Annotated in this window: 10 protein-coding genes; 6 read left to right on the top strand and 4 right to left on the bottom strand. The window is 36.6% G+C overall.

Annotated elements, in window-relative coordinates; translation table 11 throughout:
- Both LBH98_09460 and pheT read right to left on the bottom strand, forming a co-directional pair.
- Positions 1-898: hypothetical protein (locus tag LBH98_09460; GenBank protein ID MDR0304973.1), on the bottom strand; the 898-nt coding region annotated here is incomplete at its 3' end.
- A gap of 417 nt (positions 899-1,315) precedes the next feature.
- Positions 1,316-3,748 carry a phenylalanine--tRNA ligase subunit beta gene (gene pheT, locus LBH98_09455; GenBank protein MDR0304972.1) on the bottom strand — a complete coding sequence of 811 codons (2,433 nt, stop codon included), beginning with the start codon at positions 3,746-3,748 and terminating at the stop codon, positions 1,316-1,318.
- A 120-nt stretch (positions 3,749-3,868) separates the two neighbouring features.
- Here pheT and lgt point away from each other — a divergent pair, with 120 nt between their 5' ends.
- Entirely contained in the window at positions 3,869-4,744 is an 876-nt protein-coding gene (gene lgt, locus LBH98_09450; GenBank protein ID MDR0304971.1) for a prolipoprotein diacylglyceryl transferase, read from the top strand.
- Here the strand turns inward: lgt and rimI are convergent.
- Positions 4,731-5,183: a ribosomal protein S18-alanine N-acetyltransferase gene (gene rimI, locus LBH98_09445; GenBank protein ID MDR0304970.1), complete on the bottom strand. Its 453-nt coding sequence runs from the start codon at positions 5,181-5,183 to the stop codon at positions 4,731-4,733. The genes lgt and rimI overlap by 14 nt on opposite strands.
- A 65-nt stretch (positions 5,184-5,248) precedes the next feature.
- On the opposite strand from rimI, the gene LBH98_09440 reads away from it, so the two are divergent.
- The 5 genes from LBH98_09440 (at position 5,249) to tsaD (ending at position 10,484) form a co-directional block, all read left to right on the top strand.
- Positions 5,249-6,355 (top strand): M20/M25/M40 family metallo-hydrolase, encoded by a 1,107-nt coding sequence (locus LBH98_09440; GenBank protein ID MDR0304969.1) that lies wholly within the window; start codon positions 5,249-5,251, stop codon positions 6,353-6,355.
- 5 nt (positions 6,356-6,360) lie between these two features.
- Positions 6,361-7,233, top strand: a complete 873-nt coding sequence (locus tag LBH98_09435; GenBank protein MDR0304968.1) for an NAD(+)/NADH kinase — start codon at positions 6,361-6,363, stop codon at positions 7,231-7,233.
- 4 nt (positions 7,234-7,237) lie between these two features.
- Entirely contained in the window at positions 7,238-8,908 is a 1,671-nt protein-coding gene (gene recN / locus LBH98_09430) for a DNA repair protein RecN (protein ID MDR0304967.1), read from the top strand.
- Between the two features lie 91 nt (positions 8,909-8,999).
- Positions 9,000-9,464, top strand: a complete 465-nt coding sequence (locus tag LBH98_09425; GenBank protein ID MDR0304966.1) for a hypothetical protein — start codon at positions 9,000-9,002, stop codon at positions 9,462-9,464.
- Positions 9,465-9,479: 15 nt separating this feature from the next.
- Positions 9,480-10,484, top strand: coding sequence for a tRNA (adenosine(37)-N6)-threonylcarbamoyltransferase complex transferase subunit TsaD (tsaD, locus tag LBH98_09420; GenBank protein ID MDR0304965.1), 1,005 nt, complete (start codon positions 9,480-9,482; stop codon positions 10,482-10,484).
- A gap of 153 nt (positions 10,485-10,637) precedes the next feature.
- On the opposite strand, the gene LBH98_09415 is transcribed toward tsaD, so the two are convergent.
- The gene (locus LBH98_09415; GenBank protein ID MDR0304964.1) at positions 10,638-12,743 is read right to left on the bottom strand and encodes a response regulator; all 2,106 of its coding nucleotides are present in this window, start codon (positions 12,741-12,743) and stop codon (positions 10,638-10,640) included.

Genomic DNA, 12,743 nt, shown 5'->3' with positions numbered 1-12,743 from the left:
CTGCTTTTTCCGGAGCGGCAGGTTCGGTAATCTTCTCAAAACTCAATACGTCTATGAGTGGGGCTACTTCCGAATCGGCGTTGGTGTTGAACGTTACTTTGTTCTTTCGACGCTGGGGTTCGAAAGAATACTGTTCATAGTCTGACGGCTTCTTCAATCCTTTTATGTCGTTTTCACTGGCGAATAAATTCCTTTCTACATACACTTTTGTCAGTGCTTTATTATTGAGTAAGTTAAGTTCGGTCAGTTGATTATCCATACAATAAAATTCTTCAAGTTCGGTGTTTTTCGACAAATCAATTGCGGTAATTCTGTTTTCTGCAATATGTAAAAACCAGAGTTCTGTATTGTTGGATACATCCAGAGTTGTCAATTGATTGTTTGGAACTCCTAAATCCAGTAACTTAGTATTTTTCGATACATCAAGTTCAGTTAATTGATTCAATTGACAATATAATGCAATCAATTTAGTATTATTTGATACGTCAAGTTCTGTCAGTTGATTGTTGTGACAAAACAAAGACTTCAATTTTTTATTATTTGATACGTCAAGCGTAGTTAATTGATTGTCGTTGCAACACAATACTGTCAGGTTTGTATTTTGCGACACATCTAATGCAGTTAATCCGTTATGTCCGCAATACAGATTCAGTAACGCAGTAAAATATTCTATGCCGTCAAGAGATGTTATCTTTTTATCTAGCACATCAAGATTTGCAATCTTGCTCACATCACTGTCGAGTATCGGTGACCCCGAAGTTTTCCCAATTAAATTATACACCTCCGCCTTAAAAATCGGGTCTGTGAACTTGGCGGTAATGTCTGTCGCCGCCGATACCATTTGTGCGGCGATCGCCATTGCCGCCGTTACTTTGAAAAATCCGTCTCTGTTCCACATAAACACCTCATGATATTAAAATGTTAATAACGTATGAATTACGGGAAAGCGAAGAGACCTTTTTGCGGTAAAATCAGAAAGAGGCCGCTCTGTCCATAATCATAATTTTACCACAAATAACAAGTATGTCCGACGGATATTAATGTCGGAAGGTATGTGCATACACAAAACAGAGCGACCCTGAAAGGGCGCTAAGTATGCACATAATAAAAAACTAACTTATTAGATAAAATTTCGCACGAAACTTTACTAACTTGTTATTTGTGGTATTAACAAAATAATTTATTGTTATGATAAATATGAGAAAAAGTTTGAAAGAGTTTAAAGATTAAGGTTCAATATTAAATTTGTGTGTGAGCCGCCGCTATTATTTTTAAAATCCGCTTTTGGTTTAACATAAGAATATCTCCTTAATTTTTACACTCTCAACGGAAATCCCGCTTTTTCAAGTCCGTCAAGAATACGTTTTTGCGATTCTTCCAAAAATTTCGGCGAAAGAGTGCTTTCCCTGTCTTGAAATTGCGTTCGCAACGTTACCGCTTTTTTATCGCCCAAGTCAAAAATATCGATAACGCTTGTCACTGCAACGTTTTGAATTTTCAGCTTTTCTACAACCGCCAAAATATCGGCAGCCAAAACTTTAGCGTCCGCAACAATAGTATAATCTAAAATAGAATCGGGAAATTTGGGAAGCGGACTATACTTCACTTTATCTTTTGCGGCAAGATTTTCAAACGCCGAAATATCTATAAGCGCCATAGAAAAATGTCCTTTAATTTTCCAGTCTTTTGCAAAAATCGGGTGAATCGTTGTAGCAAAACCCTGATTCTTTCCCATAATTTTTACATCGACCGCTTGAGTCGGATGAATACCCGCCCAATTCGCAGGAACTTCGCTGTTTACAAAATTTTCACTATGTGCGACAATCTGCGCAGGAACGTTCAAATATTTGAAAAGCCGTTCCAAAATATTTACAAGTTCCATAAATCTGCTTTCTTTTTTGTCGAAAAGCGAAATTGCCAAAGCGTTTTTTTCTTTCGCAAAATTTTGTTCGTCAAAATTATATTCACGGGCTATTTCAAAACAGCCGAATTTATCAAAATTTCTGCTGTTGTCCGCAGTAATTTGAAGCGTCGTAGCGATTAAACTCGGACGCATTCTGTCATGGTCTTTACTTATCGCGTTTATTAAGACCAAATTTTCGTTAAGTGAATTTATTTTTGATTTTTCAAGTAATTTTTCGCCTACCATCGGATTTGTCATAGTTTCCAAAAGTCCTGCGTTAAAAACCAAAAAATCCTGAATTTTTCGATGAGTTTGTTTTTTCTGCGACAGGCGCGTCGGTAGAATTTTATCGATTCGAGGCGCAGGAGTAATATTGTCGTAGCCGACAATCCGCCCGATTTCTTCGACAATATCCGCCTCGCATTCCACGTCTTTTGTCGCTCTGTATGTAGGAACTTCGACATCAAACGTCGCGACGTCTTCCAAACTTATTTCTTTTACGCCGAAATCAAGCCCTTGCAAGATACGAATGATTTCGGACTTTTCAATTCTTTTTCCTAAAATTCCGCCTATTTTTTCAGCCGAAATTCTTATTGTTTTCGGAACGGATTTTTTGATTTCCTCGCCCATCTTTTCGATTTTTCCGACAACTTTCGCATTCGGACAAATTTCCAAAACCAATTCCACAATCCGCAAAAGAGAGCGCTCTAAAAGTTGACTGTCTAAAGATTTTTCGTATCTTTGAACGGAATCGGTGCGCAATCCGATTCTCACGGATGTTTTTCGCACTTCGCAATCTATCCAATTCGCGCTTTCGATAAAAATCTTTGTCGTATTTTCATTTACGCCGCTGTTTGCGCCGCCCATAATTCCCGCGATAACAAGCGGTTTCTGCGCATCGGCGACAACCGTATCCGCCAAGCTAAGATTTCTTTCGATTTCGTCAAGCGTAATAAATTTTGTCTGTTCGCCTGCTTGTCTGATAATTATTTTACCGCCTTCAATCAAATCCCTGTCAAAAATGTGATTCGGCATCCCCAATTCCAGCATAACAAAATTTGAAATATCCACGATATTGTTTATCGGGCGAAGTCCGCATTTTGTGAGGCGCGTTTGCATCCATTTCGGACTTTCTTCAACTTTAACTCCGTCGATAGAAATTCCGTAATACGCTTTACAGCAAGTATTTTCTTTTATTTCAACGCTTATCGGAGAATCTTCACCGGTAATATTGTTTTTAATTTTCGCTTCCCATTCGTCGTCAAACCTGTTTTTAAGAGGACTGCCGAAAATCAATCCGAACTCTCTGGCGATTCCGTAGTGTCCCCACAAATCCGGACGATGGGTTATCGACTTATTGTCAATATCAAAAATCACATCGTCGTCGATACCGAAAATTTCGGCAATCGTCGCGCCTAATTTCGTATTCTGCGGCAATATCAAAAGTCCTCTGTGGTCGTCGCCAAGACCTAATTCTTTTTGAGAACAAAGCATTCCGCAACTTTCTACGCCTCGAATTTTTTTCGGCTCAAGAACAAAACCGTCCGGGAATTTTGTGCCGGACTTTGCGAAAGGAACAATTTTGCCCGCCTCGACATTTGGGGCGCCGCAAACTAAGGTTATCGTAATTTCACCGTTATCTACGGAAACAAGATTAAGATTTTCCGCTTCGGGATGTTTTTTTATTTCGGTGATTTTTGCGGCGACAATTTGTTTAAGATGTCCGCCCGTTTCTTCAACGTTATCGACTTCACACGCCGCCATAGTAAATTTTACCGACGCGGTTTTAGGGTCAATTTCGGGAATTGATACAAATTCTTTAATCCAGTTCAACGAAATTTTCATATATTCTCCTAGTTCTTGAGCCGAAAATACAATATTTCACAATAAAAATCCGGAAAACGTTATGAATTTCAAAGAGTTTCAGCCAATAAATATTATTTTATCTGTTATATTGGAGATTTTATGAATTTTATTACATTTTGGCAAACGCTGCCGATGCACCTTGATCCGACATTGATTACGATTTTCGGCGAGCATATTATTCGGTGGGGAACCGATTTTTCCGGTAAAGGTTTTCCTGTAAATTATTACGGGCTTATGTATATAATCGGCTTTGCGGCGAATATCGGGTTGCTGCAAAATATGTGCAGAAGCGGTGAATTTGATATTGAAGAAAGCGAGTTGGAAAATCTGTGCATGTGCATAATTATAGGAATACTTTTCGGCGGTCGAATCGGATACGTTTTACTTTATAATTTTGACTATTACGTTCAAAATTTAAGTGAAATCTTTCTTCCTTTTAACAACGGAAAATTCATCGGAATTTCCGGCATGTCGTTCCACGGCGCTATAGTCGGTGGAATTTTATGCGGAACTCTTTACGTCGTTATCAAAAAATTAAACTGGAAAGAATGTGCAAACGCCGTGTTTTTCACCGTGCCGATGGGTTACACTTTCGGACGTTTCGGAAATTTTATGAACGGTGAACTGTACGGACGAAAAACCGATTCGGCTATAGGAATGTATTTTCCGAGCGACCCGACGAACTTGCGCTATCCGTCGCAGCTTTTTGAAATGATTGGTGAAGGAATTTTGTTGTTCTTAATATTATGCTTTTTGCGAAAATTCTGTTCGGCGAAAAATTTGATGACGCCTTTTTATCTAATCGGTTATGGAGTTATCAGGTTTTTCATAGAATTTTATCGCGAACCAGACGCACATATAGGACTTAATTCGTTTGGTTTCTCACAAGGACAAATACTTTGCACGGTTATGATTGTTGCGGGAATAATTTTGATACCGATTTTTACGCGGCGACAAAAAACTAATTGCAATTAACCATATTTTTCATCATACAAATTGCATTATCGCCGTTATTTGCGTAATAATTTTTTCGAATTGCATATTTTTCAAAACCGAATTTTGAATACAGATTTATCGCTTTTTCATTGTTTCCGCGAACTTCTAAAAATATTTTTTTCACTTTGTTTTTTTCGGCAAAACTCAAAAATTCGGCTATTAGTTTTTTTGCGAAACCGTGGTTTTGATGTTTTGAAATTGTCGCCACATCATAAATCTCCCATTCGTCAAAAGACGGTTTTACCAAACAAAAACTTATTATTTTTCGGTTATTATCCAACTCCGTAAAAAACAAAACGCCGCTTAGGGCAAGCGATTTTATCAAATCAAAATCTGATTTTTCAAACAATAATTCGTTTTGAATTTTACAAATTTGCTCTATTATTTCATCCGGTATTTCTTTTTGGAAAATTTTCATAAAAATCCTTGCTTTTGCTGAAAAATATTATTTTTGTTTCCAAATGTATGAAGGAAAATTTTGTTATGATAAATGAAAACCGTCTGCGTGAATTGTTTTTGTCGCTTGTGAAAATAAAAAGCGAAAGCAAATTTGAAGCGGATCTTGCAAAAAAAATAGAAGAAATTTTCAACGGTTTGGGATATTCGGTTGAATTTGACGATTGTGCAAAAAATTTGGGTGGAAACTGTTCAAATATGGTTGTTAAAATAGACGGCGATAAATCAAAAGACGTTGTTTTGTTATCTACACATTTGGATACTGTAATTGCGGGCGGCGAAATTGAGCCTGTTGTAGAAAACGATGTAATAAAAAGCGGCGGAAATTCAATTTTGGGCGCCGACGATAAAGCGGGAATTTCGGCTGTTATAGAAGCGATTACCATACTAAAAGAGAATAAAATAAACCATCCTCCGCTTTTGCTTGTTTTTTCCGTTTGCGAAGAAATAGGACTCATGGGCGTGAAATATTGCAAAATTTCGCAAAAAGACGTGAAATACGGCATTGTTGTCGACGCCGGCGGAAAAATCGGAACGATTGTCAATCAAGCGCCGTATTATAATAGTTGGACAATAAAAATTCACGGTAAATCGGCGCACACGGGAATTGAACCGCAAAAAGGAATTAATGCCGTTGTTTTGGCAAGCAAGTTGATAAAAGAATTGCCTACAGGAAAAATTTCAAAAAACTCTTCGGCAAACATAGCAAAAATAAACGGGGGAACAGCAGACAATATTGTACCGGATTTCGTTGAAATAAGCGGTGAAATTCGCTCTTGCAATTTGGAAAAAATCAATGAAATCGTAGAAATTTATAAAGAGGCGATTAAAAAATTTAATAAAAAAAACGAAAATCGCGCTGAAATTGAGATAATCAGAAAATACGACGGATTTTCACTTGATAAAAATTCACCGTTAATACAAAAATTATGCGCGGCGGCGAAAAAAACCGGTAAAACGCCAAAAATCATTTCAAGCGGCGGCGGAAGCGATGCGAATTTTTTCAACAAAAAAGGAATACCGACAAGTGTAATTTCGTGCGGAATGGCAAATGTTCATACTCATGAAGAATATATAAATTTTTCTGATATTGTTGATTGTACAAAAATGATTTTAAATTTCATAAGCGAGTGAAAAACATGGAGATAAAGCAATTCGGAGTCGTTGTTTTTAAAAAGAGTTTAGATATTCAAAAAATTATCGAAAGACTGATAGTTTGGTGTAAAAAACAGGAAATTTCAGTCATTCTACACCCAAACGCTCCGTATTCGTTTGAAAAAGCGGAAAATGTGGAGAAATTTCTTGAAAATTCTCAAATTGTCATCTCGGTAGGCGGCGACGGAACATTTATTTCCGCGGCGCATATTGTAAAATTTTGTGAAAAACCGTTAATAGGAATAAATTTTGGGAAAATAGGTTTTTTAGCCGATGTCGAAGCCGATAATTTTGAAGAAAAACTGCAAAAAATCATTAGAGGAGACTACAGAGTCGTACGCCGTGCGGTTTTAGACGTGAAACATTACAGAAACGGCGAAATCCTGAGGGGTTTTAATGCGATAAACGATGTATATTTCAACAGGTTAAGCGTTCCGAAACTCTCTTCTTTTTCGTTGAGTTACGGTAACGATTTTATCACAGACTACATTTCCGACGGCGTGATTATAGCTTCTCCAAGCGGTTCGACGGCGTATTCGCTTGCGGCAGGCGGTCCCATTGTTTATCCGGACACAAACGTAATAATCGTCACCCCTATTTGTCCTCACTCTTTGAGCGAGAGACCGATAATTCTTCCGTCGTATAACTTTCTGAAAATTAAGGTAAATAAGAAAAATCCGGAAATTTTACTTTCGCTTGACGGGATAGAAAGTACGAAACTCGTTCCCGAAGATGAAATTGTTATTTCATGTTTGGATGAAAAGCATAATCTTATACAATTTTCACAAGAATCGTATTTTGATTTGTTGAGAACGAAACTCGGATGGGGAAATCCCATCCGTAAGACAAAAGGTTAAAATTATGCTTAATCACTTGAAAATAAACAATTTGGCGTTAATTAAAAATATTGAATTTGACTTGGAAAACGGTTTTTGCGTTTTTACAGGTGAAACCGGAGCCGGCAAATCTATTTTAATGGACGCAGTAGGAATGCTTTTAGGTAATCGTGCGTCGTCCGAAACTATACGAAGCGGAGAAAGCGTTGCAGAGGTCGTCGGCTCGTTTAATTTTGAGAAAATTCCTGAAAATTTGCAAAAAACCATAGAAGAAAATTCTATCCCGTTTTTTGATAACTCCCTAATAATTAAAAGAATTATTGCAACAGAATCGGCAAAAAATAAAATTTTAATTAATGGAGAAATTTGTTCTCTTACAGTACTTAAATCCATCGGCGACGCAATTATCGATTTGCATGGGCAACACGATCACCAAATGCTTCTCAATGAAGACGCCCCATATTTGATTATCGACAAAATCAGAGATGTCGCCGTTGAAAAACAAAAATTTACGGTTTCTTGGGAAAATTTTTGTACGGCTGAAAAAAATTTGAATCTTCACATAAAAAAAACCGAAGAATTGAAAAAAAAAGAAGATTTTTTGCGTTTTGAATTTGAAAACATCAGTAAACTTGAACTGCAGGAAGCCGAAGAAGAAAAATTAGAACGTGAATTTTTATTTTTTTCATCCGCTGCGCAAAGAATTCAAAACGCCGCAGGAATTTCGCAAATTCTTAGCGGAGACGCAAATTCTTCAGGCGTTATTTCCGAAATTTCAAATCTGGTTAAATTGTTGCAATCTATGGCAAATATTGACAAAAATTTTGAAAATTGGGCTGATGAAATCAAACCTTTTTGGGATTCGTTAAAAGATTTATTAAAAACCATAAATAAATATGAAAATTCGACAGAGGAAGAAGGTCAGGCAAAATTGGAAGAAATAAACGACAGAATTGCAAAAATTCAGAAATTAAAGAAAAAATATTCTTGCTCTTTTGCCGAACTGCTTCAAAAAAAAGAAGAATTAAAATCGGAATTGACAAATATCGAAAATTGTGACACGGATAAGTTTGAATTGGAAAAAACGTTGATTTCTGCAAAAAACGAATTAGAAAAATCCGCTCAAAATTTAAGCCGCATGCGAAAAGAAATTTGTGTATCTTTTGACAAATCAATAACTTATGAAATGTCAAAACTTGGCTTTAACGGCGGAATATTTTTGACACGTTTTGAAAAAAAGGAAAAAATCGACTCAAAAGGAATAGACGAAATTGTTTTTACGGCGAAAACAAACGCGGGCGAGCCGTTTCTTCCCCTTTGTAAAACCGCTTCGGGCGGAGAAATTTCAAGAATTATGCTTGCGATTAAAACGATTCTCGCCGAAAACGACACTATTCCGATAATGGTTTTTGACGAAATCGACACGGGAATCGGCGGAGAACGAGCGGCCGATATCGCGGCGGCGATAAAAAAATTAGCGAAAAATCATCAAATTTTAGTAATTTCACATCTTCACCAAATCGCCTCACAAGCGGATTTTCATTACTCGATTTTCAAAACGGAAATATCTGGACGCACCGAAACAAAAATTGAAAAGCTAGACAACGCTCAACGCGTCAAAGAAGTTGCGAGAATGCTTGGAGGAGAAAACGAAACAACTCTCAGGCATGCAAAAGAACTGTTGGAAAAAATCTAAAGAAAACAATCGGCGTTTTTAGGTAATTTCATAGTGTTTTATTTCATAAAAATATATTATTTTAAGTTTAACTTTGAAAAGGAGGTTTCCAATGAGTATAGTAATGATTATAATTATTTTACAAATCGTCGGAACGGTTCTTATTCTTGCGGAATTAATTATTCCGTCGTTTGGTTTTTTAACTATGACGGCGATAGCGGTTTTTGGAACTTCATATTATATAGTTTTCAAAGAATCGCCAAACTCTTTGGTTTTCTTGGTAATATTAAACTTGTTTTTAATACCGGCGACGCTCATCTTCGGAGTAAAAAAATTACGTAAAACTAAAATATCTTTGGAAGACGCCGTTGAAAGCGTAGGGTTTGTCGCACAAGTTAAAATAAACGAATCAGGAATCGCGATAACAGATTTGCGCCCTGCGGGAACGGCAAACATAAACGGCAAAAACGTTGATGTTTATTCAGACAGCGGATATATACTGAAAGGAACAAAAGTCAGAGTCGTTTCCACAGAAAACGCCGGAGTTAAAGTAGCGGCGATTTCTGAAACCGGCTGATTTGCGGAGAAAACAATGATAGTTCTCGGAATTGAATCGTCTTGCGACGAAACGTCTGTTGCGATAATAAACGACGAAAAAATACTTACAAACACAATCTACACTCAAAAAGAGCATTCCGACTTCGGTGGAGTAGTTCCGGAAATCGCATCGCGCGAACATATAAAAAAAATCGGTCTTTTATTCAAAAAAGCAATAAACGAAACGAATCTAAAAATATCCGATATCGACCTAATAGCTGTTTGTGACCGTCCTGGGCTTGCAGGCGCGCTACTTGTCGGAATTTCATTCGCTTTTGGGCTTAAAACAGCGTATCCGCAAATTGCAATAACCGGCGTAAATCACCTTGAAGGACATATTTGCTCGGTAATGTTTGAAAACAAAATTAAATTTCCGTTTTTAACGGTTCTTCTAAGCGGAGGACATTCGTCAATATATAAAGTCGATGATTTTTCAAAATACGAAATAATAGGACAAACAATCGACGACGCCGCTGGAGAAGCGTTTGATAAAGTAGGAAAAATGCTTGGATTTGAATATCCTGCGGGGAAAAAAATAGAAGAATATGCGGATTTATATAAAGGGAACGACTTAATTGAATTTCCTACGGCAAAAATATTTGACGGAAATAACGCCCATTTTTCTTTCAGCGGACTTAAAACTTCGGTAAAATACGCTATTGAAAAAATTAAATTACAGGAATTAGAAGAGCAAAAGCCACGAATATGCAAATCATTCCAAAACGCGATTGTACGCGCCGTCGTTAATAATCTCAAATTTGCCGTAAATTTGACGCATATTGAAAAAATTGCGCTGTGCGGCGGCGTTGCGTGCAATAATGCGATTAAAAACGCACTTAAAGATTCTTTTGGAACGCATAACGTATTTTATCCGTCAAACATTCTGTGCACCGATAACGCCGCTATGATTGCAAAGGCGGGAATGGAAAATTATAAAAGGGGAATATTCAGAACGCCGTCTATGACTTCAACCGCCGAAATAGGCAGAAAGGTAAGATAAAATGCCGATATTTTTATTGTTTTTTTTGGGTATGGGAATAATGATATTTTTTATAACTATTTCAATTCATTATATAAAAATTGAAAAAATTTTAAGGGACGCATACATTACTACGGAATTAAAAGTAAAAAAATTTTTAGAAACCGGTTAATTTTAAATATACTTCGATATTTTTTCTACCAAAATATCGCGGTCTATCGGTTTTCCTACGTGAGAGTTCATCCCCGATTTAATACATTTTTCCACATCTTCTCGAAAAACATTCGCCGTCATCGCGATAATAGGAATTTTTTGCGAACAGTCAAACGGCATTTCACGAATCGTTTTTGTCGCTTTATATCCGTCCATCATCGGCATTTGAACGTCCATCAGAATTATATCGTATCCGCCGCTTTCCGATCCGAATTTTTCAATCGCTTCTATTCCGTTTTCTGCAAAGTCCATTTTTGCACCTGTAACCGTAAGCATTTGTAATATTATTTCTCGGTTTACTTCAATATCTTCGACAACTAAAAACTTTTTTCCGGTAAAAATTGAATCATATTTATGTTTTTGAGGAAGTTGCTTTGAAGACGCTTCTGTTTTTGTTTCGCTTAAACAACTATCCATAACCGCGGCGACATTAATCCAAAACAGCGGTTTTTGTAAAAAAGCGAAATTTATTTTGGGGTCAAAATTTTTGCCGGAAACGTTTGACGCCACATTAGAAGAAACTATGACTATTTTGGCGTGAAATCCGTTAAACTCCCGCATTTTTTTCGCCATTTCCGCACTATTCATTATTAACATAGTTTCGTCTATAAACACAAAGTCATATTTCTCAGGTTTTTTTTGAACAAGACTAAGAGCTTCAACATGATCTTTTGCCAATTCATGGCTTAGATTGTGAATTTCCGCCATACCGCCGAAACAATTCAATACTTTTTCATCGTTATCGACAAAAAGTACGTTTAACGAAGAAATAGAAGTTCCGGATTTAGCAAATTCTTTAGGAAATTCGTTTGATCCGAAAACCTTTATCGTCCACGAAACCTTCGTTCCTTTATTTTCTTCGCTTTCAAGCCAAATTTCACCGCCCATCGTTTCTATGATTTTTTTCGAAATAGTCAAACCTAATCCGGTTCCGCCGAAATTTTTTGAAATTCCTTCATTCGCTTGCTGAAAAGGAGTAAATAATTTTTTTTGCTGATTTTTGCTGATTCCGATGCCGGTATCTTTAACCGAAATGTTGATTTGACAAACGCCGTCGTCATATATTTTTGTTTTATGTACCGACAAAAATATACTTCCTTCTTCCGGCGTAAATTTAATTGCGTTGGAAAGAATGTTTATCATCACCTGCTCAAGCCGTTGTTTATCCGATTTTATTATAAAAGGAACATCTTTCCCGATATCCAAGAAAAATTTTTGTTTCTTTTCAAGAATTTTGAAAGAAATTATTGAAACAACGCCGCTCAACATTTCTTCAAAACAAAATTCGGAATTTGACATTTTTAATTTTCCGGCTTCTATTTTACTCATATCTAAAACATCGTTTATAAGCCCTATAAGATGTTCTGAACTTTCCTTTATTTTTTTTAAACAATAATTTTTTCTTTCTATATTATCAGAATCCATGGCGATTTGCGTCATTCCGGTAATCGCATTTATCGGCGTTCTTATCTCGTGACTCATATTTGCTAAAAAAAGACTTTTCGCTTCACTTGCTCCAAGAACTTTCTCTTTTTCTTTGACTAACTCGGAAATATCATAAAATATTAACATAGCGCCGACAACATTACCGAAATCATTAGTCATAGGGTTAAACGAAACGCTATAATTAGTGACAACGCCAGGAATTTTTACATCGGCGATTTCACAAAGTACCGTGGGCGTATTTTCTTTCATTGCGTTCAAAATTTCTTTTCTAATTTTCGCAACCCAATCTGCACCAAGCATTCTGCCAAAAACTTCGGTACAATGACGACCATATATAAGTCCGCGATTTTTGATGCGAGCGCTTTTAAGAAACGATTCCGAACAATAAACAATTCGTCCGCTTTTATCCATAAACACTATCATATCTTTGGCGCAATTAAGCAGAAGTTCCATGTACGCCAACGCTTGTATCTTTTGCTTATCCAAAATTTCTTCAAGCGTTTGGTAAGCAAATTCTACTTTTTCTTCTCTTTTTATATCGCGTTCATATACATCGATAACTCTTTTTAACCGTTTTATTTCTAATTTAAGTTTTTCTATTTCTTTTTGTTTTTCCACCAT

The organism is Chitinispirillales bacterium (genome assembly GCA_031254455.1).
In the GTDB taxonomy this organism is placed as follows: domain Bacteria; phylum Fibrobacterota; class Chitinivibrionia; order Chitinivibrionales; family Chitinivibrionaceae; genus WRFX01.
The sequence above is the reverse complement of the archived record's forward strand: the minus strand, read 5'-3'. Positions and strand labels throughout refer to the sequence as shown.